Here is a 23,196-nt window from a genome sequence, read left to right as displayed (position 1 = left end):
CCCACTTTCTATTCCCCACCCATCCCTCCCTAAAATGCGCCGCCTTCCCCTCATCCTTTTCCTCCTCAGCCTCTGCGCCGTGCTGCTGTGGAACTGCACCCCTGGTCAGACGGGGCGCGTTGCCCAGGTTGATTCTGTGGAGAGCGCCCAGCAGGCACTACAGCAGTCGGTAATGCCCAACATCAACGTGGGTGAAGACCTGATCGCCGATGAGGTGGCTAGCCGCTACACCACCGACCAGATCGAAGACCCGCTGCCCGATGTCAACACTTTTCCGCTCTATGCGGCCCAGCCCGGTGGGGGCAACACCGCCTATATAGAAATCTACAGCTCGTCAGAAAAGGCCAACGTCGATCGCCAAAACGAGCGCTGGTTGGTAGAAGTGGCCGAAGCCTTTAACCAGCGCCAAGAGACTCTGCCCTCAGGCGAAGTCATTCAGGTGGGGGTGCGTCAGGTGGCCTCGGGCACCGCCGCTCGGCTGCTGGGGGCCGGGGCTGTGCAGCCCCAGGGCTATAGCCCGTCTAACGATCTCTGGGTGGCGATGGTGCAGAGCCAGGGGGTGAGCACCGTGCCCGTGGCGGCGCGGCTGGTGCCCAACACCGCTGGGTGGGTGCTGCCTAAACCCGTCTACGACAGCCTGGCTGAGAATGGCACCGTCAGCTTCGATCGATTATTAAATGCGATCGCCTCGGGCGAAGTCACCGTAGCCTACCCCAACCCCTACAGCAGCTCCACTGCGCTCAATCTGCTTTACACGCTCTACTGGCGGGCGGCAGGGCATCAAGAAAACGGCGGCCAGCTCACCGTGGCCGAGCTGCAAACCCCCCAGGTCAACTCGGTCTTCGACCAGTTTCAGCAGCAGGTGCTGATCACCACGCCCACCACCCTCGACCTGCAAGAACTCTTTCTGCGCGACCAGAGCAATCTGCAAGCCTTTCCGCTGGAATACCAAAACTACCTGGCCCTGCGGGAGGTGCCCGGCTTTAGCGACACCGAGTTTGTGCCCTTTGGCGTGCCCCACAACAACCCCCTAGTCGGCTTTGGCTGGAACACGCCTCAGCAGGCGGCGGCGCTACAGCGGTTTGCCCAGTTTGCCCAGTCGGCCGAAATGCAGACCCTAGCCCAGCAGCAGGGCTTTGTCGAAACCGACTACCTCAAGGCCAACCAGGTGCCCCCCTTCCCCAACGGCGAGACCCTGCTGGCCGCCCAGTCAAACTGGAAGCTGCGCAAAGACGGGGGCCGCACGGTCTATATGGCCCTGGTCATCGATACCAGCGGCTCTATGGAAGGCGATCGCATCCAGGCTCTCAAGGATGGGCTGCGGGTCGCCGCCGGGCAGATCAACGCGGGCAACTACGTCAGCGTCGTCACCTTTGCCGATGCGCCCACCCGCCGCCTGCCCCTGGCCCCCTTTGATCAGCTCCAGCACCAAAAGTTTTTGGCCACCGTTGACAGTTTGCGGGCCGATGGTGCGACAGCCATGTACGACGGGGCCATGGTGGGCCTCGCCGACCTGCTGGCCCAAAAAGAAAAAGATCCCAACGGACGCTATTATCTGCTGCTGCTCAGCGATGGCGAGGTCAACCGGGGCTACACCTTTGACGCCATCCAAGACATTTTGACCTATAGCGATGTGCGGTTTTACCCCATCGCCTACGGGGAGGTCAACCAGGGCGAATTACAGGCGATCGCAGCCCTGCGCGAATCCACCGTGCAGCAGGGCACCCCCGACAACGTGCAAACCCTGTTCAAAGACCTGTTCCAGGTTAATCTATAGGTCGTTTGGTCGGACTCGACTCACCCATGCGCAACCCCAACCAACGACTGATTCTCACCCTCGGCCTGGGCTGGCTAACCTTTGCCGGCCTGGGGCTGGGGCTGCGCCAACTTCTGGCTGGCCCAGCGGTAACGGTGATTATCGATCGCAGCTACTGCGCCCCGGCCCAGTGGCAGGAACGGGTGGGCGATCGCTACGCCAGCCTCTACGCCGAGCAAGAGCAGCGGCAGCTCACCATCGATCAAGTAATCTACGTCAGCGACCTGGGGCAGGAAGTTGCCGAGGCCGTGCCCTCCCCCGAAGATGTGCAGACCCTCAGCACCTACGGCAGACCCAACCCCACCCAAATGCAGCAGGCCACCCAGGAAAGCCCCAATGCGGTGGTGCTCTCCTGCGGTAGTTAAGGAGTGTAGGATGCTGTGGCGGTCGATTCTTCACCCGCTTTATAAGACTGACAAGCCATATAGAGCTAAATCACGTATATTAGGGATAAAAGTGAGTTCTGCCTCAGAATTATATGACTGAGACATCCCAAACACTCCCCGATTTTGAAGAACCACCTGTTGTAGAGAATGTAATAGGTGTTGAGTTCAATGAACTCAATGACTGGTCAATAATGAGTTTTGCCGAGTTCTGGCAAGTTATTCAGGAAGAATATCCGAGATACGAAACTCAGCCACCTGTTACAACTACATCTGTTCAAGACCTGGTTCTAGAGTATGGTTTTCCAGGTAAGTTTCCAGTTCGTTTCTGGTTTCATCATTCTTCAGAAGCTCAACTGTTACAAGTTCAGAGTGATCGTTTCCTTTACAACTGGCGCAAGTACATTACCGAAGGTACCTATCCTCGATATGAGAAGACAATCCGCCCAGAATTTATCAAAGAGTGGACACGATTCTGCGATTTTCTTCAACAAAAAGGTATTGAATCTCCGCAGGTCAAAAAATGCGAGATAACTTACGTAAACCATTTCGAAAAATCTCGAGAATGGGAGTCCCTGGAGGACATGCCTGAAATGTTTCGTTTTTGGCAAAAAGGCATCTCAAGCGTCTTCTTGCCGTCGGCATCTTCGCTAGCATTCCAAATTGTTTATCCAATACCTGAAATCGATGGAAGCTTGCTTGTAAATATGCAACCTGCCCTACGAAATAGTGATTCGAAAGACATAATTCAGCTTAGTTTGACTGCTGTTGGCAAACCAAACTCCTCAACGTTGGAGGATGTATTGGATTGCCTTGATACAGAGCGTCAATGGATTGTTAATAGCTTTTTGGATATAACAACTGAAAGAATGCATGAAATATGGGGAATTAAAAAAATATGAGTACCTCAGCTGCCCATTATAATAGTCATCTTCTTGGTATTTCCTCAGCCATTACTACTTATAATTATGCTTCTGAAATTTCAAACACTCTTACCCTCGATAGGGTTGCAGATTCATCTTTGCAGCAAGTAAACAATAAAACCACCAAAATTAAAAGCATCACGTCTTCCAGATCAGGCGCTTTATATTATGCGGTGCCTTACGGGGATCAGAAGGCATTCTATGATCCTAGTCAAAAATATCAACAGACTCAAATTACTCCTTACGAAGCTCGATCGAGTTGGCTTTTGCCTGTTTTGAAGTCTGCATTCGAGTTTAAAGAGCTTACGGAAAACTGGGACAGCTATGGTAGTCCGAAAATTACTGAGGATGCTTTTCAATCGTTATTAAATGTTTTATTTCAGGTTCAAAATGAAATTTTACCGTCCCCTTTTATTTGTCCTGTGCCAGGTGGCGGCTTACAACTTGAGTGGGAGATTGGTGAATACGAACTAGAGCTAGAGTTTTTGCCCGATGGTTCAATCGAGTTTTTGACTGTAGATAAAAGTGCTAATCATTTGGAAGATGGCATGATGGAAGGCAAGTTGGAGCGTACCAACGGCATAGCGAGGATTCACGAACTCCTTGCGTGGTTATTGTCTAAGTAAGTAATTATATTTATTCCAAATCCCTTTCCTATGCAGCCACGTGTTGATGATAAATCAATCAGTGATGATGAAAGGCTTTGGCGTAGAATTGTACCCTCTAACGTTTTTACTAAAGTAGATAAGGACGGAAATTTGCGTCCTTCCTCAGCTGCGTTTCTCGATGGAATAACTGGCGAAGTTTCTGTATGCAGGGCATGTTTAACTTCGGTTGACAAGGTTCTCGAGAATTATCAACAGCAAGGCTTAGTAGAGATTAATGCAAAACTTCCACGATCTTTAGGCCACATAGTAGTAGCAGATCCCCAAGAAGAGGATTTATCTCACGCGTTGATATGTCCGCCACCAGATAGTTCCTATAATCGGAGAAAAAAAGATGCCCGAATCATAGCGGATAAGGCTGAATGGCTGGTCAAGCCTGTAATGGCTTCTTAATTCTATATCTTAATAGAGGGGTAGTGAGAATTCTTACTTCTGAAATCTGCTTCACAGATACAAATTCACGCCTAAACTGAAAAGTGCGCTTGTAATCATCTTTGCCACGATTTTCCCACCTTTATGACCGCTACCTCCAACCTGCCCAGCGACGACACCACCCGCCGCCCCGATAGCGACTGGCGGCTGTTTCTGCGCATGTGGCCCTACATCTACAAGCACCGCAATGCCCTGGTGCTGCCGCTGATTTTGCTGGTGCCCCTGTCGCTGGCCAACGCCCTCCAGCCGGTGTTAATTGGGCAGGCTATCTCCCTGATTCGCCAAGAGCCGGTGATGTTTTTTCTAGAGGGTCGCACCCTCCAGGGCGGGCTGAATTTGCTGGTGGGGCTGCTGGTGGTTACCGTGCTGATTCGCCTGCTGCTGGATGGCTTTCAGAGCTACCTGGTGCAGGCCGTGGGGCAAAACATTACCGCCGACATTCGCACCGACCTGTTTACCCACGTCACATCGCTGGCGGTGCGCTTCTTTGACCGCACCCCCGTGGGCAAACTGATCACCCGCATCACCAGCGATGTCGATGCCCTGGGCGACGTGTTCTCCACCGGGGCGGTGGGCATCATCACCGATGTGGTGTCGATGCTGGTGCTGCTCGTGGTGATGTTTACCATGCAGTGGCAGCTAGCCCTCATGCTGCTGGCCCTGCTGGTGCCCGTCACCTGGCTGATCATTTACTTTCAGCAGCAGTTTCGCAAGGCCAACTACAAAGCCCGCGAATACCTCTCTGAACTCAACGCCACCCTGCAAGAAAACGTCGCGGGTATCAACGTGGTGCAGCTGTTTCGGCGCGAGCGCTACAACGCCGAAATGTTTCGGGCCACCAACCAGAAATACATCACCGCCGTCGATAAAACCATCTTCTACGACTCGGCGGTGTCCTCGACGCTGGAGTGGATTTCGCTGGTGGCGATCGGTGGCGTGCTCTGGCTCGGCGGTCTACTCGTCATGCAAGACGCCCTCACCTTCGGTACCCTGGCCACCTTCATTCTCTTTGCCCAGCGCCTGTTCGACCCCCTGCGCCAGTTTGCCGACAAGTTCACCGCCATCCAGGCCGGCCTCACTGCCGTGGAGCGCATCACCGACCTGTTTACCGTGCCAGTCGAGATTCGCGACCCAGAGAAGGTAGGGAAAGATGGGGACGGTAAGAAAGGTAAGGAAGGTGGGGGCAATAAGAGCGCGGCGATGGGGCTTGGCGGAGTCAACGGCAACGGAGCGAAGGAATTAATAGGTAAAGGCAAAAGCGAAGGGAATAGCAGCTTAGCCACCTTCCCCACCACCTATCCACCCATCTCCCCCACCGCTTCATCTTCCTTATCCTCCTCATCTTCCTCACCCCTCCACCCCCTCACCCCCTCACCCGCCAAAGCCTCCGAAATCCGCTTCGACCACGTCACCTTTGGCTATAGGGCCGATGAGCCCGTGCTCAAAGACCTCACCTTCACCATTCGCCCCGGCGAAAAGGTAGCTTTGGTGGGGCCAACAGGGGCGGGGAAGAGTTCGATCATTCGGCTGCTGTGTCGGCTCTACGACATCAACCAGGGGGCGATTTTGCTGGATGGAGTCGATATTCGTGACCTGCCCCAGGCGGAGCTGCGGCGGCGCATGGCGGTGATTTTGCAGGATGGCTTCCTCTTTGCTGGGGATGTAAAGAGCAATATTACCCTGGGGGAAGAATATCCCCTAGAGGCAGTGATTGAGGCCGCGAAGCAGACCAACATTCACGGGCTGATTGAAGACCTGCCCCAGGGCTACGACACCGAGCTGCGGGAGCGGGGCACCAACCTCTCGGGGGGGCAGAAGCAGCTATTGGCCTTTGCCCGGGCAGCAATTCGCGATCCGGGGATTTTGGTGTTGGACGAGGCCACCGCTAACCTGGATGTGGGCACCGAGGCAATGATTCAAGAGGCCCTAGAGCGTCTGCTGGAGGGGCGCACGGCGATTATTATTGCCCACCGCCTATCGACTATTCGCAACGTCGATCGCATTTTGGTGCTCAAGTATGGCGAGCTGGTCGAGCAGGGTAGCCACGACGAGCTGCTGGCGCGGGAGGGGCTGTATTCGAGCCTGTATCGTTTGCAGCGGCTTGGGGTTTAGGGCATAGGGTTCAGGAGATTCTCCGAAAACCTGTACCTTAAACCTTAGGCCATCTAGACACTGCCTTTTTTCACCGGCATGGCAACCGCAGCCCCGCAACCTGAAAAGCGCGAAACCCCACCCCCCAACGAGGGCTTTTTGGTGTGTGGGTTGGGCAGCCTGGGCCAAAACTGTGTGGCCAATCTCAAGAGCTTTGGGGTGCCGGTGCACGCCATCAACAACACCCTGCCCGACCAGTGGGAGGTGCCCCACCTGCGGGATTTAATTGACCACTTAGAAATTGGTGACTGCCGCTCGGCGGAGGTGCTGGAGAAGGCGGGTATTCGCCAGTGTCGGGCGGTGCTGCTAGTGACTCAGGATGAGCGGGTCAATCTGGAGGCGGCGCTGACGGCGCGGGTCTTGAACCCCAAGGTGCGACTGGTGATGCGATCGGATAAGCAGAACCTCAACGAGCTGATGGGTCAGCAGTTGCAGAATTTTATTGCCTTTGAGCCCACCCAGCTGGCAGCCCCCGCCTTTGCCCTAGGGGCCTTTGGGGAGGAGCTGATCGGCTACTTTACCCTCGATGGCCACCGCTTTCAGGTGGTGAAGCAGCGGTTGGAGTCGGGGCACGGCTGGTGCGATCGCCGCCATCTCCACGAGCTAGATACCCACCACCGCCGCATTCTATGCCATACCCCCGTCGATGAAGATTCCTGGGTGATGGCCGATAGCCCCTCCAGCCTGTTTTACTCCTGGATTCCCGACACTGCCCTGCGGGTGGGCGACGAGGTGGTGATGGTTGAAAGCGATGCCCAGCTGCGTACCCTTCACCGCGAAGCCCCTCAGCCCGTGCGGCGAAAGCCCCTCAGACAGATCGGCCGGGCGATCGCCCGGCTGTGCCACTGGCCGACCCTAAAGCAGGATTTCATTCATCTAGTGCGATCGAGTTCGGGGCAGCAGTTGCGTCGGGTGGCGATTATCTGCGGTATCACGGTGCTAGCGCTGTGTCTGATCGGCACGCTGCTGCTAGACGCCAACTCCCCCGACGACATTCCTTTGTTTCAGGCGTTTTTGTACACGTTTATCACCCTGTTTGGCGGCTATGGGGATGTCTACGAAGCCCTAGAAGACTTTGAGCATCCGCGCCTGCTGCAATCCTTTGGGGTGGTGCTGACGGTGGCCGGAGCCGCCTTTATCGGCGTCCTCTACGCCCTGCTCACCGAAAAACTGCTCACCCTGCGGTTTGAGTTTATGGAGCGCCGCCCCCCGGTGCCCGAAAAAGACCACGTAGTGGTGATCTGGCTGGGGCGGGTCGGGCGGCAGGTGCTGGCCGCGCTGCAAGAGCTCAACCAGCCCGTCGTAGGGATTTCGTCCCACGGTCTCGATGCCGATGTGCTGCCCAGAGTGCCGCTGCTGACCGGCGATGTCAGCGCCGCCCTCAACAAAGCCAACCTAGCCACCGCCAAAAGCGTTGTGGCGGTCAGCGAAGACGAAATTCAAAACCTGGAAATGGGGCTCTTGGCCCACCGCCTCAACCCCTACTGCCGCGCCATCATTCGCACCTACGACCAGCAGTTTACCGATCGCGTCGCCCAGATTTTTCCCTTTGCCCAGGTGCTCTGTGCCTCGGCCCTGTCTGCTGAAGCCTTTGCCGGGGCGGCTTTTGGTGAGCATGTCATCGGCCTGTTTCGCCTCTACGACCAAACGGTGTTGATCACTCAGTACCAGGTCGAAACTGGGGATACCCTGGTCGGCATGCTGCTGGCGGAGGTGGCCTATGGCTACGGCGTTGTGCCCCTGTGGCATCAGCACCCCGACCAGCCCGGTAAAATCATGCCCTCCGACGACACGCGATTGCAGCCGGGCGATCGCCTGGTGGTACTGGCCACGATCAGCGGTCTGCGCCGCATTGAGCAGCAGGAACTCGCCCCCCGCACCTGGCACATTTACATCGAAAAAGCCTTCACCGCCGATGCTCTGTTCGACGGGGCCACCGAGCTGGCTCGGGTGGCTGGCTACCGTCTGGGCGACGCGCGGGAGTTTATGGCCCAGCTGCCCAGCACCCTGCCGCTGTCCCTCTACCGCCACCAGGCCCTGCGCCTCAGCCGCCTGCTGACCCGAGCCCAGGTCAAGGCCGAGGTGGTGCCGCCGCCCTCCTAGGGGCGATCGCCCTGGGGGTCGGTCCCTGACCATCGCTCCGGCCAGAGGATTTCTGAAGAAATAGATAGATTCGGCAGTTTTCCTGCCGGGGCTAGGGCCTTTGCGATAGAGTTTGCCCAGAGATATTTGCAGCAGGACGGGGCTATGGCTAAGTGGGGTAAAGGAATAACGCAGCACCGAGGGGCAAAGCCCCGCCTGAAAGCGTTGCTCTGGCTGGGGGGAATTAGCGCGCTGGTACCTCTGGCCCTGCCAGTGCTAGCCCTCACCGAATCGGTGGGTGCCCCAGGAATCGACGCCCTGCGGCTGCACGGTGAACCCTATAACCTAACCGGCGCAAAAATTGCCCTGGGCCAGGTTGAAATTGGCCGCCCCAGCCAGTTTGGCCTCGACAAAGTGGCCTCAGAAACCCTGCCCGTGGTAGTGCGGCGGGTGCTGTTGCTCGACGGCTGGGCCGTGGCCGACGAGTATGTCGATGGCCATGCAGCCAATGTGGCCAGCGTCATGATTAGCCAAGACAAACTGCGCACCGGGGTTGCCCCCGAGGCGCTGCTGTACTCGGGGGCGGTGGGGCCGCTGAGCGATCGCAGCGCCCAGCCCGAAGAATGCCTCGCCTCCCAGTCGGTGGCGCTGCAGAACGGCGGCGATGTGCGAGCCATCAACTTCAGCTTTGGCGAACCCCTGGGCCGCGACCCACGACCCAACGCGGTGCTCGACGGCAACGCCCTGCTCACCCAGTGCATCGACTGGTCGTCGCGGGTGCACGGCTCTCTGTACGTGATTGCGGGCAACCAGGGCGGCGGCGGCATCCCCATCCCCACCGACAACTTCAACGGGCTGAATATCGCCTACTCGCGCCAGGTCAACGGTGAGTTCAACAAAATTGACTACTCTAATCTGGGTAGCGAACCCACCTTTCAGTCGCGCCGCGCCGCCGCCCCCGAAACCAACGAAGGGCCTCGCCGTTCGATTACGCTGGTGGCCCCCGGCAGCGACATTGAGCTGATCGACCCCGACGGGCAGGTGCGGCGCTCTAGCGGCACCAGCTTTGCCTCGCCCCACGTGGCTGGCACCGTTGCCCTGATGCAGCAGTTTGTCGATCGCCAGTTTCGCACCGGGTCGCCCAACTGGTCTCTCAATGCCCGCCACCCCATGGTGATGAAAGCTGTGCTGCTCAACTCTGCCGACAAGGTTAAAGACAGCGGCGATGGCCTGCGCCTGGGCATGAGCCGTACCCTGGTAGACGACGGCAACCGCTCCTGGCTGGAGTCTGACGCCTACCGCGACCCGAAGATTCCGCTCCACAGCGATCTGGGTACCGGCCATCTCAACGCCTACCGCGCCTACCAGCAGCTGGCCCCCGGTACCGCTGGCCCTGACCAGGCGATCCCCCCTATCGGCTGGAATTTTGCCGAGCTTGAGGCCCAGCCCGCTGCGGTGCAAGACTATGCGTTTGCCGATACCCTTCAGGCCGGCAGCTTTTTGTCGGCTACCCTGGCCTGGGAGCGGGTGGTAGATCTGGTCGATGCCAACGGCAATGGCCTCTATGACCTGGGCGAGAGCTTTAACGACAAAGGCCTCAACGATCTCAATCTATACCTCATGCCCGCCGCCGAAGACGACATTGCCAACAGCGTGTGGTCATCGGTGAGCGAGGTCGATAGCGTTGAACACATTTTTTATCAAATTCCGGAAACGGGCCGGTACAAACTGAGAGTTATCTATCAGCAGCAGGCCCACAGCGAACCTACCCAGCCCTATGCCCTGGCCTGGTGGTCGGTGCCTGCGCCCTAGGGCTCACAGCAGTGGTTTAGGCCGCTCCTCTGATAGTTTCTAGGGGAGACTACGCCCTTTTGGAGAAATGCCTCATGGTCGACTACGCCGTTGCTCTCAAATGCGCTCGCCTGTGCCAGGAGGTCTACCGCGACTTTAGCGGCCTGCGGTTTTCAGACTATCCCGACGTCGAGCCCGTGTTCGTAGAAAGCCAGGACAGTGGTTTTACCGATACCCAGGTGTCGATCTTAAACGAGCTGACCAGCGATCGCCTCTATATCGTCTTTCGCGGTTCCGACAAATCCATCGACTGGATGAACAACGTTCAGTTTCGTCAGCAGGTTTACCCCTACGGCGACGGCAACACCGAGGTCAAGTTTCACCAGGGGTTTATGACGGCCTACTTCGCCGTGCGCCAGCAACTGCTGGAGGCCATGGACAAATTTGTGGGCCAGAATGTCATTGTCACGGGCCACAGTTTGGGCGGGGCGCTGGCCACCATCGCCGCCCTCGACATCCAGTACAACCTGGGAGCCAAGCGCGATCTCAGGTTTGAGGTGTACACCTTTGGCGCTCCCCGCGTGGGCAACACCGCCATGGTCAAGTCCTACAATGGCCGCATTCCCAACAGCTATCGCTTCATCTACGGTTGGGATATTGTCACCCGCATTCCCCGTACTTGGCAGGGCTTTGACCATGTAGAAAAAGCGATTCAGCTAGGCTCTCGCTGGACCTGGCAGGTGCTCAGCCGCCGATTTAGCGACCATTCCATCAGCGCCTACATTGAGGGTTTAGAGGCTGAAGTTAAGGCCGCCTAATCGGGGGAATGCGATTTAATGCCAAGGCCCACCCGCCGATAGTGGCTCGGCCACAAAGGCCTACGTTCGCGGCCCCGGCACCATAGAGATGCCGGGGCCACGCTGCTACAGCGATCGCCAGTCTAATTGAGACAGTTCTCTCAAAACCATTCAAGCGGTTTTAGCAGTCTTTGAGAGAAGTCCTTCAGATCCTGACTATAGCTGTATCTACAGACTGTCGGTGACGCCGGTTTCGGCTAGGGGAGGGGGCGTAGTGACGCTGCTAAAACCCATCTGAGTAGCGGCTTCCCGCAGCAGCGAAATCTGCGACTGAAACTCCATACCCTTAAGGTCAGACAAAATTTTGCTGACATCGCCTTGAGCGCTGTAGTTGCTGGGCATGCCCACGATCTGGTTGCCCATGGCCTCGGCCCAGCCGAACCACACCAGCAGTTGGTTATTGGCGCTGAGAGCACCGTAACGCTGGGAAATATCGCTCTGGTCGCCCTTCGCCACGCTGCGCATCGCCTCTAGCTGTTCCTCTTCAGACATATCAAACAGCTCGGTAACTAATGGTTCGGCCAGCTCTGGGTCGGCTGCGCCGGGGGCCGCTGGGGTAATTGAGCTACCCATAGCTTCGTAGACGTAGTAGAGCAATGCCAGCTTGTCGTCTACAGACAGCGCATCGTAGCGCTGAAACAGGTCATCGGTAGAGTTTTCGGTAATTTGAGTTGTTTGCTTGTCAGCCATAAAGCCATCCAATATCGTCGCTTCACCTTAAACCGGTGGCCCTTGCCCCTACATCGGCTGCGGGGGAGACATGGCCGTAGCCAATTGGTAGAGGCGTGGGGGGTAAGGGGGGGATCGACTGCTGGCAATACAGCTGAGATGCATTTGTGTCTAAGCGATTTACTGCTTAGACAGAGCCTCTAGATCGGGGCGTAGCCAAAAGTGACATTAAACTGGCGGCACCAAATGCCCACGGTTTGGTAGTCATTGATGTCAACGTCCGCCGGAATCAGGTATCGCTGCGCCCCGGAGAAGCTTTGTAGGGGGGCGAGGGTCAAGTAGTCGCCCTCAGCAATATTGACGGGCACCGTCGCGCCTTTGTAGAGAATGACCTCGACCGCCGGGCCACGCGCCGTGTCAAAGGCGGCATCAAATTCTAGATATCGCTGCCCGCTGGCGGTCGTTAGGGTGGCGGTACCCCTGGTGGCGTGGTCTTGTTCGACGGTGACAAACTGGCCTGGGGTCTGAGCTAGGAAGGCTGTCGCAGCTACAGCCCCTCTACTCAGCAGCGAGTCAGGCAGGATTGCCGTGGAGGGGGCAATGCTAGTGCCCAGCGCCACCGCCGTTGCCCCAAACGCTAGGGCGGCAAACATCAGATTTTTCATAGAAGTTATCTCCAGTAATGGGCGATCGGGTTAGGCCATCGGTTGATGCTTGTGGCCATCATCGGTGGCCCGCGTGAGAATACCCTGATCTAAATCTGAAGAGCTGTTGAGAAAACGATGAGGGATGCGGCTGCCTACTCAGGGGCAGGAGAATTGGGGATACCTACAGGGAAAGAGCGAAAATCGAAGAGCGAAGAACGAAAAACAAGAGCGAAAAAATCCCGATGGGCCTGAATATTTGGCGTTTTGGGCCGTTTTAACTCAGACTTCACCGGCTGTGGAGCTTGGGCCTGATGTCGCCTGCGAGCGGTTTTAGCCGACAACCTGCTGTAATCTCCTAGGGTCTGGCAATGGTCTCTAGATTTGGGCAGGGATGCGGGATAACCACCAAAATCAGATGAAACTGTCTCAGCTGCGGATTTTAGTGGCTGTGGCCGAGCATGAAACCTTTAGCGAGGCCGCGCTCAACCTCGATATGTCGCAGTCGGCGGTGAGCCACAGCATTTCGGCGCTGGAAGACCATTTGGGGGTGGTGCTGTTTTCTCGCGGGCGGCACGGGGCACGGCTCACCCCGGTGGGCGATCGCATCGTCAGCCACGCCCGCACCATCTTGCAGCAGGCCGACGCCATTGCCCGCGAGGCCGAGCTGGCGCGGGGTTTACAGGGGGGCCAGGTGCGTATTGCCTCTTTTCGTAGTATTGCCATTCACCTGCTGCCCGACGCGATCGCCGAGTTTAAGCACCGCCACCCCAACATTGCCGTCAACCTCAGCGAGCACGACAACTACCTCCAGGTCGAACGCGCCCTGCGGGAGGGCCGCGCCGACATTGGCTTTACCCTGCTGCCAGCCGCAGATGATCTCGACACCCGAGAGATTTTGGAAAACGCCTACGTGGCTCTGTTTCCGCCCGGTTTTAAGCTGGCTGGGCCGCAGCTCACCTGGGCAGAGCTGGCCCAGCACCCGCTGATTATGCCCCCCGCCGATCGCATCATGATGCGCGATGTTTACGAGCATGTGCAGTCTTACGGGTACCAGCTCAACGTGGTCTCTGAGGTCGAAACCGACACCACCATCGTCAACCTGGTGGCCCAGGGGTTGGGGGCGACCATTCTGCCCCGGCTGGCCGCCGAGCCGATTCCGCCCCAGGTGCAGGTGTTTGCGCTGCCGGTGCCCCTGGGGCGCATCATTGGGGCCGCTGTTTTGGGCGGTGCCCTGCACACCCCGGCCATCTACGCTTTTCTCGATGTGCTCAAGGCTCTGGGCAGCTCTATCGCCGCCAGTGCCACGCGATCAACCGTTGCTGCCGCCCCAAATTCCTAGCCGCTATCCCCAGGCCCTGGGATGGGCCTGAATCGTAGCCGCAACGCTGCGGTAAATGCAGAACAGCGCCACCATTTGCACCAGGTGGTAGACCACCAGGGGGCTGACCCCAGGCCAGGGAATCAGCAGCCCGATGGCCCCCATTGCAGAGAGGGCGATCGCCGCCAGCAGCCAGACCGGAGCACCCGGATTCTTATGGCGCTGCAGCCACTGCACCAGCAGCACAATAATCAGCGCACTGAGATAATCGGCCACCCGCAGGGCAAACCCCCACAGGGTAAACCCCACGGCGATCGCCCCGGCCAGTTTTCCTGTAGCCAAGGCCAGCAGCAACCGGCGATCGCCCCGGCGTAGAGTCGCCGCCGCCGCCGCCAGCGTAAAAAAACTGGCGATCGCCACCGCCATCCCCATCCCCTGCCACAGCCAAATGCGGTGCCCTAGGGAAAGCTGGGGAGCAAACCCGTGGTAGGTGCCCCCCATTGCCGCCGCCCCGCTAACGCTGGTAAAGGCCGCCGCCCAGAGCCGCTGAATATTCCTCTGCCCCAAGAGTAGCCCGGCCAGCAGCAGGCACTCTAGGGCGATCGCATAGTCAGTCAGAGTCGCAAGTGGTTCTGCCATGCCGAGGAAAGACAAATGAAGCTTGGGCGTGCAACCCAGTCTTAAAGTCTAAGAATACTCCAGGCAAACAACCACCCCGTTGCCACCCACTCACTCACCCACGCATCCACCCCTTTCAAAAAAATGCTTGACTTAGAGTGCGCTCTAACCTCTAACGTGCAGATATGGAACAGGAACTCACCATTCAGCAGGTCGCCGCCGCCACCGGGCTCAGCGTTTACACCTTGCGCTATTACGAGCGCTGCAACCTGATTGCGCCCATTGGTCGCTCCACCAGCGGCCATCGACGCTACTCGGCTAACGACCTCCGCTGGATCGAGTTTCTCAACAAACTGCGGCTGACGGGCATGCCCATTCGCCAAATGCAGGAGTACGCAGAGCTGGTGCGATCGCAGCCCGACTCTGGGTTCCACAGCCGACGACAGATTCTAGAAGCCCATCGCGAAGCGGTGCTAGCCCAAATCCAGCAGCTTCAAGAAAACCTGGCCGTCATCGACTGGAAGATTCAGCACTACTCAGAACTAGAGGCCAATCTCCATGACTCACTCAACCCCTCTGAACAGACCCGCTCCGCGTAATGAAGACGTTTGAGAAGGTCTGTTTCTTATAGCAAACGTCAAGATCCCCTAAATTCCTCCTTAGAGGATGTTTAAAGAGTCCTATTTTTTGTAGCAAAAGCGGAGATCCCCCTAAATCCCCCTACCCTGCGGGAAGCCGCAAGCGTCTATAAAAAGGGGGACTTTTAACCCCCCTTTTTAAGGGGGGCAGGGGGGATCAGCCGGTGACTAAAGCTACAGCGACTCACTTTGCAAACGCTATCTAAGCCCTCAAGTTTCATCTTTCGCAGTCTGTCCAGTGGATCTGTGCTGCGGAAATTTGAGCATCCCAACCTCCAAATTGAGGGTTAGGGGAGAACGATATTGGAATAAAACAACCTAAACCAGGAGTTAAGCCATGAAAACCCGTAAATTAGGTCAACTGGAAGTTTCCGCCATTGGGCTCGGCTGCATGGGCATGTCGGAGTTCTACGGCGATCGCGATGAAGCCGAGGCGATCGCCACCCTGCACCGCGCCCTAGAGCTAGGCGTCACCTTGCTCGACACCGCCGACATGTATGGCCCCTTTACCAACGAAGAACTGGTGGGTCGCGCCATTAAAGACCGCCGCGACCAAGTGGTGCTGGCCACCAAGTTTGGCAACGTGCGCACCGCCGAGGGCGGATGGGGCGGCGTCAAAGGCACCCCTGAATACGTCAAGCAGTGCTGCGACGACTCGCTCAAACGGCTCGGGGTCGAAGTCATTGACCTTTACTACCAGCACCGGGTAGACCCCACCGTGCCCATCGAAGACACCATCGGGGCCATGGCCGAGCTGGTGCAGGCGGGTAAGGTGCGCTACCTGGGCATGTCCGAGGCGGCCCCGGCCACCCTGCGCCGCGCCCACGCTGTGCACCCCATCAGCGCCCTGCAAACCGAATACTCCCTCTGGAGCCGGGAGCCGGAGGACGAAATTTTGCCCACGGTGCGCGAGCTGGGCATCGGCTTTGTGCCCTATAGCCCCCTGGGGCGGGGGTTCTTGACCGGAGCCTACCAAAGCCCTGACGACTTTGCCCCCGACGACTATCGCCGCCATGCCCCCCGCTTCCAGGGTGAGAATTTTGCTAAAAACCTGGCCCTAGTCGATCAGGTGAAGGCGATCGCCGCCGAAAAATCCGTCACCCCCGCCCAGCTGGCCCTGGCCTGGCTGCTGGCCCAGGGCGACGATATGGTGCCCATCCCCGGCACCAAGCGCCGCAAGTACCTCGAAGAAAACGTGGCGGCGGCAGAGATTGAGCTATCCCAGGCCGACCTCGATCGCATTGACGCCGTGGCCCCCCAGGGGGCCGCCGTGGGCGATCGCTACGCCGACATGAGCACCGTTAACCGCTAAGTGTTGCTGTCTAAAACCCGCTCTAACCCCCCTTTTTAAGGGGGCAGGGGGATCTTCAAGGGCCGGTACCGATATCCAACGCCATCGCAGAATTCTCTAAACCACTACCTAGGTCAAACCGACACCTAGCAAACAAAGGGGTGCCCGATTCGCCGAGCACCCCTTTCCCACATATCTCAGTCAACTAGCGTAACTAGCGGCCCTAAAACCCTCGGGGCTGGCTTAGCTGCTGAAACTCAAAGCTGATGGTGGTCTGGGCATTGTCGTCGTCGGTAATGGTACAGGTCTGAATTGCCCCATCGTCGTCGGTGACAATGCTGACGGCCTGGGGTGCCACAATGCGGTGGGCGTAGACGGCCTCGCGGATGCCCAAAAAGCGATTCACCGTAACCACCAGATCGCGGCTGTGGTCGGGCTGGTCGTAGGTAATCGAAAACAGCGGCTTCTGACGCAGTACGTCAAATTCCCCCAGCTCTCGATCTAGCTGTTTTAGGGTGATCAAGCGGCCTCGGTGCTCATCGGTGAGCTGGGCAAAAAACTCTTGCCAAATGCCGGGGGGAATTTCGAGCTGATATCGCTTATAGGACAGTTCCAAATCCATCGTTTACCTCCTGACAATGGTGTTTAGAGTAGGGTTGGGGTGTGTCATTGATGTGCCAAGACTGTGACAAAAGGGCCACCTCTGGGCGGTGCAACACCGCTGAGACGCCATCGACACACCATCGCCACAACCGCTGATTACCGTTAGCCATCACACAAAATGCACCGATTCCCAATTGGAAAAGGACAGACATTATGGAAACTATGGTTCGCGATCGCCAAATCACCCCCACTGGCTCTCGCTCTGCTGCGATCGCCCCCGGTCGTCGGGCGTTGGGTATGGCCCCCTTTGCGCCCTCGGCTTTTGACCCCCGCACCGTCGCCATGGGCCGCTGCGAGCTGGGCAAAATTCGCCTGGAAATGGGCCGGTTTCAAGACGCCCTAGAGCTATTTGAGCAATCCTTGGCCGTGCAGCCCCACGCCGTCGAAAGCTGGTATGGCCGAGCCGAGGCGCTGACCTGCCTAGGCCGCTACGAAGATGCCCTCGCCAGCCTAGAGCAAGCCCAAACCCTGGCCGGGTTTGCCAGCGCCCGCCTCTGGGTGCAAAAAGCCGCCGTGTTGCTCTGGCTCAACCGCCTAGAGGCCGCCCTCAACTGCTGCAATCGAGCCCTCTGGCTCACCCCCCACCACAGCCAGGCCTGGCTGTTTCGCGGCGTTGCCCTACACCGCCTGGGCCGGGTAAAAGAGGCCTACCGCAGCTATCGACGGGTTTCCCAGCCCGAGGCGGCGGCGGGTGCGCGCGCGAATATTCAGCAGTTGTGCCAAGACATTGCGCTGCAAAGCCAGGCTGGTTAGACCTCCACTCAGCCCTGCTCTGGTTAACCCTACGCCTCAAGGCGGATAGCATCCCCCTGAGGCGTAGACGGCTGAAACTAGAGGATATTGCCGAAAAACACTCCAAAGGGGGGGATTTCGAGGGTGTCGCCGTAGCTGCGATCGCTAAATACCCCTTCCCCCGTGGGCTCACAGGGCGGCAGGGGCGATCGGTCTTGGTAGACGGTTTCGGGGCTTAGGTTAAACAGACAGAGCAGCTGCTGCTGGTCGCAGGTGCGCACAAACCCCAGCAGCCGCTCTTCGGTTAGGGTGAGCAGCTGTAGGTCGCCCCCGGTCAGAGCGGGCTGCTGTTTGCGCCAGTGAATCAGCCGCTGATACTTGTGCAGCAGCGAGTCTGGGTTGGCCTCCTGCACATCCACTGCACTGTCACGGTGCTGGTCGGGAATGGGTAGCCAGGGGTCATTGCTGGTGGTAAAGCCCGCCTCAAGAGCCTCTTTTGCCCAGGGCATGGGCGTGCGCGAGCCATCGCGCCCCAGTACTTGAGGGTAGCCCTGAATGCCAAAGGGATCTTTCATCTTTTCGTGGGGAATGTCGGCCTGGGTCAGGCCCAGTTCGTCGCCCTGGTAGATGCAGCAGCTGCCCCGCAAAGACATAATCAGGGCGGCAAACATGTGGTCAAAGGCCGCCTGCAAAAATTCGCTGCTGGGCTGGTACTTGCTCCACCGATTCTTTAGGCGAGGAAAGTCGTGGGTGCCCGCCGTCCAGCAAATGACGCCCTCATCAAACAGCGTTTCGACCTGGCGAATCAAGGCCTGCATCCGCTGAACGGTGAAGGGCTCGTCGGTCATCAACGATGAGTTGTAGGCGGTGTGCAGTCGGTCGGTACCCTTCACGTACTCGCTAGAGGTGAGCAGGGCATCCTCCGTGCTGCTAATTTCGGCCAGGGTGGTGGCACCGTAGCGATCCATCAGCTGGCGAATGGGTTTGAGCAGGGCCAGGGTTTCGGGCTGGTCGAGGTTGTGCTGGTTGATCTGCGAAAAGAATGGATCGGTGGCGGTGGCCCCCGCCGGACGCGGCATGTCTGGCGGGCGCATGGGGTTGTCGGCCAGGGTGCGATCGCAGGTAAAGAAGTTCACCACATCCAGCCGAAAGCCATCGACCCCCAGCTCAAGCCAAAACCGCGCCGTGTCTAAAATGGCCTCCACTACCGCCGGGTTGTACCAGTTGAGGTCGGGCTGGCTGGTGAGAAAGTTGTGCAAATAGTACTGCTGTCGGCGCGGTTCCCAGGCCCAGGCGCTGCCGCCAAAGGTCGAGAGCCAGTTGTTGGGCGGCGTGCCGTCGGGCTTGGGGTCGGCCCACAGGTACCAGTCGGCCCTGGGGTTTTCGCGGCTCTCGCGGCTTTCGAGGAACCAGGGGTGCTGGTCAGAGGTGTGGTTCCACACCTGATCGATGAGGACCTTGAGGCTGCGATCGTGGGCGGCCGCCAGGATATCTTTGAAATCTTCTAGGGTGCCAAAGATTGGGTCTACCGCTCGATAGTCGGAAATGTCGTAGCCAAAGTCATCCATCGGCGACTTAAAAAAGGGCGAAATCCACACCGCATCCACCCCCAGATCGGCAACGTAGTCGAGCTTTTGCAAAATGCCCGGCAGGTCGCCAATGCCATCGCCGTTGCTGTCGGCAAAACTGCGCGGATAAATCTGGTAAATGACGGCACTACGCCACCAGTCAGAGGGGGAATGCATAAACAAGTCTGTGTGTACGGCAAAGGGAGCGGCGACGCCCCTGGAAACGCTTTCAGGAGAGGGAAATCTCATAGAAACCCACGCCCAAGCTCCAACGGTGACCTTCAGATCCCCAATAACAGGGCAGAGCCATTTCAGGGTGGAAAACGCATCCTCAGTCCAGCGACGTCGCCATGGGCGATCGCTACGACTGTCTAGTCAGCGATCGCTGGGGCCGGTGACGGGGTTTAGACAGCTGAGCCCCAGAGCTGCTCTCCTCATCCCCCTGGTGTTCTAACGTATCTTTGGCAGTGCCGCTATTGGCCGGTGGGGTAGTGGGTTGTAAATTGCCGAAGAAATAGCCGTAGCCCCGCAGACGCAGCATGCCTTCGTTGCGCTTAGCCGCCGGGTTGGCCCCCGTGGCGGTGACACAGGGCAACATGTCGTCGGGCAGATCAAAGTGGGCCGTGTCTGGGCTGAGATTAAACATACACAGCATACGCTGCTGGGGAGCCTCACGAATAAAGGCAAAGAGTGGCTCTTCGGTATCGAGAATGCGGCAATTTCCCTGCATCAGAGCAGGCTGGTTTTTGCGCCAGTGCAGCAACCGCCGCCAGGTATTGAGCAGCGAGCTGGGGTCTTCGGTTTGAGCGTCTACCGCTCGGGGGCGGTGGGCCTCGGGAATGGGCAACCAGGTGTCGGCATGGCTCGAAAAACCCGCGCTGACGGCGGAGGACTGCCAGGGCATGGGCGTGCGCGACCCGTCTCGCCCCACCACGTCGGGGTACAGCGCCTTGCCGAAGGGATCTTGAATCTGGCTCACCGAAATATCTTCAGGAATGCGAGCCTCACTGAGGCCCAGCTCGTCGCCCTGGTACAGGCAGAGGGCACCGGGCATAGACACCAGCATGGCCGCCGCCTGGTGATAAAACGTCTCGGGATAGGGCGTGCCAGCGGCATCTTTGCCGCTCCAGCGGCTGCGCAGGCGACCGTAGTCGTGGTTGCCCACCATCCAGCAGTTGCCGCCGTTGGTGAAGTACCGCTCCATTTTTTCGAGGGTGTGGCGCATCAGCCCGGCGCTGATGGGCTGATCGACCAGCAGGGCGCTGTTGTAGGCCAAGTGGGCGCGGTGCTTGCCCTGCACATACTCGCTAGACAGCGCAATGGAATCTTCGCACAGGGTGACTTCGGCCAGGGTAACGGTGCTGGGATATTGGTCGATTAAATCGCGCACAGGCTTCAGCGCCTCTAGGGCCTCGGGCTGGCAAAAGCTGCGCTCAAACATCATTTTCGCCATCGGGTTCTCGGGGTCGATGCCGTCGGGATGGGGGCTGCCCTCGGGGCGAATCTGCTCGTCGCGCAGCTCCAGGTCGTGCATAAAAAAGTTGGGGGCATCGATGCGAAACCCGTCTACGCCGCGATCGAGCCAAAACTTCGCCCGGCTTAAAATAGCCTCGATCACCTCGGGGTTTTGCCAGTTGAGCTTGGGCTGACTGCGCAAAAAGTGAAACAAAAAGTACTGCTCGCGCTTGGGTTCCCATTTCCAGGCGGAGTCGCCGTTAAAGGCCGAGAGCCAGTTGTTGGGCGGTGAACCATCGGGCTTGGGGTCGGCCCACACATACCAGTCGGCCTTGGGGTTGTCGCGGCTTTCGCTACTTTCTAAAAACCAGAAGTGGCGATCGCTAGTGTGACCCCACACCTGATCGACAATCATCCGCAGGCCCCGGGCGTGGGTTAGGGCCAAGAGCTTATCAAAAACATTCAGATCGCCAATCACCGGGTCAATATCCATCATGTCGGTGATGTCGTAGCCCAAATCATCCATGGGCGACTCATAGATCGGCGTTAGCCAGATAGCATCAACCCCCAGGGCCGAAATGTAGTCGAGGCGATCGACGATGCCGTTTAAGTTGCCCCGACCATCGCCATCGGTATCTAAGAAGCTCCAGGGCACGATTTGGTAAATTGCAGCATTTTGCCACCATTCAACGGTCTGCATAGATCAATCCTTTCAATGTTGAGAAGCGTGGCTTCAATCTGCCCAGTGCGTTGAACGTCAGCAGCAGGGTGTCTGAACTTGCCCACATCAGTCTCGACAACAGATTGAAGTATTTACCACCAGCGATATTCACCGGCTGATTTAGAAACCGCTGTGGAGAGACTAAGGTTTCAACCTGCCTTAACCACAGGGTTACTTCATTTTAGAACCCAAGAGAACAATGCTATCCGCCCGAAGAAAGACTTGCCTATCAGCAAATTTAAGTAGGAAAAATCACTCAAAACCAATGAGTTTAGGGCAGTGGTTCGATCGCAGCTATAGTTTTCAAGATGGTTTTATAACGGGTTTCACCAGGGTGAAATCCATCGCGGCATCCCCCCTGTGCCCCATATTAAGAAATGGCCCTACTGTTCAGAATGCTCGAAATACCTGCGAACTAAGGATTTTCACTTTTAATTTTGCATTTTGAACTCCGCATAGCGGTACTAGTTTGGTCGTTATCACCTTTAAATAAAAAATAATGTAATAAAAATCTCAAAAAATCCCGCCCCTATCGAGGGGCGGGATAAAAGGACGCTAGATCGCGCAGGCATAGCGTCATTGAGCAGCGACTGGCTTTAGTTACCGGGGGTAACTTTCTCTAGGGCATTCTCAATTTGATCTTGCACAGTGGTCGCTTGAGAATTTTGAGGAGAATTTAGCGTATGCAGATCGGCATCTCCCTGTACTTCGTTGGGCCCGCGCTGGGCCTTGCCCTGCACCTCGCCCTGGCTGCGGGGCTCAGCCTTGAGCGCCCGCTCCGAGGCTTTTTGTATATTATTCATTTGGGCTGTGCCATCTGAGGAATTGCTGCTGGATTTACCAAAGGCCATGGCTGGACTGGCCACCCCAAGGAACAAAAACAGCGAGGCAATCATCACCATAGAAATCCTGGCCAGATTGCGATTGAGCCGATGAAGAATCTGCTTCATTGTTGATAATCCTCTCAACTTAGATTTGATGAACAAACTAAAACTTACGCAAATAGTTTTTAGGAGCTAAGATCACCAGTTATTGCTACCAAAACCGACTTTAATCGGCCCATTGAAGGAGGTTAAGCTGGCGTTAGCCATCATTTTTTTCAATGACCCCATCACCTTAGGGCATTGACAACCTATCAGCATCAATCTGAGGATATAGGCCCAACGGTGGGGATTTGCCGTTGCCTGCGATCGCCCAAATCTGGGGATAAAAAACGTGATGGCACTCAATCTGAGGATTCCTCAACCTCGCTTCCTCACTGTGGGCGGGGTCTAACACCAAGTTTTAGCTGAATACCCTCGATGCTTAGGGCAAGCATGCTACGGCTCTACGGGTTTCCTGATGATGAATCGGGGTTTTATCAAATCAGATTTCGTATCAGACTTAATCGAGGCTAAAGCTTTGGGTGATAGCAGCGGCAATTCCTGTTGTTCAGCGGGTTGCCGCAGAATTGCTAGGAATGCGGTCGATCGCCCCCTGAAGAATATCGGTCTACCCAAAGAGCAGGTTAAAGCAGGGTAAATCTATTCCTCAGGGTTGAGCAGCGGGGGGATATTTTGCCCAAAGTGCCTGCCTGTGGATAGTTTTTTGAGATTGTTGTTTTAAGGGATTCCATTTCTTTGGAAGGTTGGTCTCAGGGCGATCGCCGGGTCAGACACGATGGCCACCTTCACAAAACTATGGATATTTTTCTACCCTAGGGTAGATCAGCCTTTGGATAGAAAGGTTAATCATCAGACGTAGGCCATGGGTCGTACTGACGGCTGCCGAAAGCCT

General features: G+C 57.2%; 20 protein-coding genes. 13 read left to right on the top strand and 7 right to left on the bottom strand.

The features are described from left to right. Nucleotides 1–34 precede the first annotated feature (34 nt). The 9 genes from VB780_RS09485 to VB780_RS09445 all read left to right on the top strand — a co-directional run bounded on the left by VB780_RS09485 (nucleotide 35) and on the right by VB780_RS09445 (nucleotide 11,061). Complete coding sequence (locus VB780_RS09485; protein ID WP_323350898.1) at nucleotides 35–1,777, top strand: VWA domain-containing protein; 1,743 nt, start codon at nucleotides 35–37, stop codon at nucleotides 1,775–1,777. A 26-nt stretch (nucleotides 1,778–1,803) separates the two neighbouring features. Continuing rightward, nucleotides 1,804–2,181: a hypothetical protein gene (locus VB780_RS09480; RefSeq protein WP_323350897.1), complete on the top strand. Its 378-nt coding sequence runs from the start codon at nucleotides 1,804–1,806 to the stop codon at nucleotides 2,179–2,181. A 113-nt stretch (nucleotides 2,182–2,294) separates the two neighbouring features. After that, nucleotides 2,295–3,101, top strand: coding sequence for a TIGR04255 family protein (locus tag VB780_RS09475; RefSeq protein ID WP_323350896.1), 807 nt, complete (start codon nucleotides 2,295–2,297; stop codon nucleotides 3,099–3,101). Beyond that, entirely contained in the window at nucleotides 3,098–3,748 is a 651-nt protein-coding gene (locus VB780_RS09470; RefSeq protein WP_323350895.1) for a hypothetical protein, read from the top strand. The genes VB780_RS09475 and VB780_RS09470 overlap by 4 nt, the downstream gene beginning before the upstream one ends. Nucleotides 3,749–3,778: 30 nt before the next feature. Then, complete coding sequence (locus VB780_RS09465) at nucleotides 3,779–4,180, top strand: hypothetical protein (RefSeq protein ID WP_323350894.1); 402 nt, start codon at nucleotides 3,779–3,781, stop codon at nucleotides 4,178–4,180. Nucleotides 4,181–4,303: 123 nt separating this feature from the next. Then, on the top strand, nucleotides 4,304–6,331 hold the full coding sequence (locus VB780_RS09460) for an ABC transporter ATP-binding protein (protein WP_323350893.1): 2,028 nt from the start codon (nucleotides 4,304–4,306) through the stop codon (nucleotides 6,329–6,331). A 78-nt stretch (nucleotides 6,332–6,409) separates the two neighbouring features. Beyond that, nucleotides 6,410–8,473 carry a potassium channel family protein gene (locus VB780_RS09455; RefSeq protein WP_323350892.1) on the top strand — a complete coding sequence of 688 codons (2,064 nt, stop codon included), beginning with the start codon at nucleotides 6,410–6,412 and terminating at the stop codon, nucleotides 8,471–8,473. A 144-nt stretch (nucleotides 8,474–8,617) separates the two neighbouring features. Then, a complete protein-coding gene (locus VB780_RS09450; protein ID WP_323350891.1) occupies nucleotides 8,618–10,264 on the top strand; it encodes a S8 family serine peptidase in 1,647 nt (548 codons plus the stop codon). A gap of 74 nt (nucleotides 10,265–10,338) precedes the next feature. Beyond that, the gene (locus VB780_RS09445; protein WP_323350890.1) at nucleotides 10,339–11,061 is read left to right on the top strand and encodes a lipase family protein; all 723 of its coding nucleotides are present in this window, start codon (nucleotides 10,339–10,341) and stop codon (nucleotides 11,059–11,061) included. A 207-nt stretch (nucleotides 11,062–11,268) separates the two neighbouring features. On the opposite strand, the gene VB780_RS09440 is transcribed toward VB780_RS09445, so the two are convergent. Both VB780_RS09440 and VB780_RS09435 read right to left on the bottom strand, forming a co-directional pair. Beyond that, nucleotides 11,269–11,790 (bottom strand): orange carotenoid protein N-terminal domain-containing protein, encoded by a 522-nt coding sequence (locus VB780_RS09440; protein ID WP_323350889.1) that lies wholly within the window; start codon nucleotides 11,788–11,790, stop codon nucleotides 11,269–11,271. A 179-nt stretch (nucleotides 11,791–11,969) separates the two neighbouring features. After that, the gene (locus tag VB780_RS09435) at nucleotides 11,970–12,434 is read right to left on the bottom strand and encodes a DM13 domain-containing protein (RefSeq protein ID WP_323350888.1); all 465 of its coding nucleotides are present in this window, start codon (nucleotides 12,432–12,434) and stop codon (nucleotides 11,970–11,972) included. A gap of 397 nt (nucleotides 12,435–12,831) precedes the next feature. Between VB780_RS09435 and VB780_RS09430 the strand changes: the two genes are divergently transcribed. After that, nucleotides 12,832–13,755, top strand: a complete 924-nt coding sequence (locus tag VB780_RS09430) for a LysR family transcriptional regulator (protein ID WP_323350887.1) — start codon at nucleotides 12,832–12,834, stop codon at nucleotides 13,753–13,755. A gap of 3 nt (nucleotides 13,756–13,758) precedes the next feature. On the opposite strand, the gene VB780_RS09425 is transcribed toward VB780_RS09430, so the two are convergent. After that, nucleotides 13,759–14,373, bottom strand: coding sequence for a DUF6962 family protein (locus tag VB780_RS09425; protein ID WP_323350886.1), 615 nt, complete (start codon nucleotides 14,371–14,373; stop codon nucleotides 13,759–13,761). 164 nt (nucleotides 14,374–14,537) lie between these two features. Here VB780_RS09425 and VB780_RS09420 point away from each other — a divergent pair, with 164 nt between their 5' ends. After that, nucleotides 14,538–14,951, top strand: a complete 414-nt coding sequence (locus VB780_RS09420; RefSeq protein WP_323350885.1) for a MerR family transcriptional regulator — start codon at nucleotides 14,538–14,540, stop codon at nucleotides 14,949–14,951. 376 nt (nucleotides 14,952–15,327) lie between these two features. Continuing rightward, nucleotides 15,328–16,302, top strand: coding sequence for an aldo/keto reductase (locus tag VB780_RS09415; protein ID WP_323350884.1), 975 nt, complete (start codon nucleotides 15,328–15,330; stop codon nucleotides 16,300–16,302). Between the two features lie 202 nt (nucleotides 16,303–16,504). Here VB780_RS09415 and VB780_RS09410 read toward each other — a convergent pair whose 3' ends face one another. Further along, nucleotides 16,505–16,903 (bottom strand): DUF5335 family protein, encoded by a 399-nt coding sequence (locus VB780_RS09410; protein ID WP_323350883.1) that lies wholly within the window; start codon nucleotides 16,901–16,903, stop codon nucleotides 16,505–16,507. 194 nt (nucleotides 16,904–17,097) lie between these two features. On the opposite strand from VB780_RS09410, the gene VB780_RS09405 reads away from it, so the two are divergent. Beyond that, nucleotides 17,098–17,697: a tetratricopeptide repeat protein gene (locus tag VB780_RS09405; RefSeq protein ID WP_323350882.1), complete on the top strand. Its 600-nt coding sequence runs from the start codon at nucleotides 17,098–17,100 to the stop codon at nucleotides 17,695–17,697. A gap of 77 nt (nucleotides 17,698–17,774) precedes the next feature. Here VB780_RS09405 and VB780_RS09400 read toward each other — a convergent pair whose 3' ends face one another. The 3 genes from VB780_RS09400 to VB780_RS09390 all read right to left on the bottom strand — a co-directional run bounded on the left by VB780_RS09400 (nucleotide 17,775) and on the right by VB780_RS09390 (nucleotide 22,370). Next, complete coding sequence (locus tag VB780_RS09400) at nucleotides 17,775–19,493, bottom strand: alpha-glucosidase (RefSeq protein WP_323350881.1); 1,719 nt, start codon at nucleotides 19,491–19,493, stop codon at nucleotides 17,775–17,777. Between the two features lie 112 nt (nucleotides 19,494–19,605). Then, complete coding sequence (locus VB780_RS09395) at nucleotides 19,606–21,399, bottom strand: alpha-glucosidase (protein ID WP_323350880.1); 1,794 nt, start codon at nucleotides 21,397–21,399, stop codon at nucleotides 19,606–19,608. A 617-nt stretch (nucleotides 21,400–22,016) separates the two neighbouring features. Beyond that, entirely contained in the window at nucleotides 22,017–22,370 is a 354-nt protein-coding gene (locus tag VB780_RS09390) for a hypothetical protein (protein ID WP_323350879.1), read from the bottom strand. Nucleotides 22,371–23,196: the final 826 nt, after the last annotated feature.

Source organism: Leptolyngbya sp. CCNP1308 (genome assembly GCF_034932455.1).
In the GTDB taxonomy this organism is placed as follows: domain Bacteria; phylum Cyanobacteriota; class Cyanobacteriia; order Phormidesmidales; family Phormidesmidaceae; genus Nodosilinea.
The sequence above is the reverse complement of the archived record's forward strand: the minus strand, read 5'-3'. Positions and strand labels throughout refer to the sequence as shown.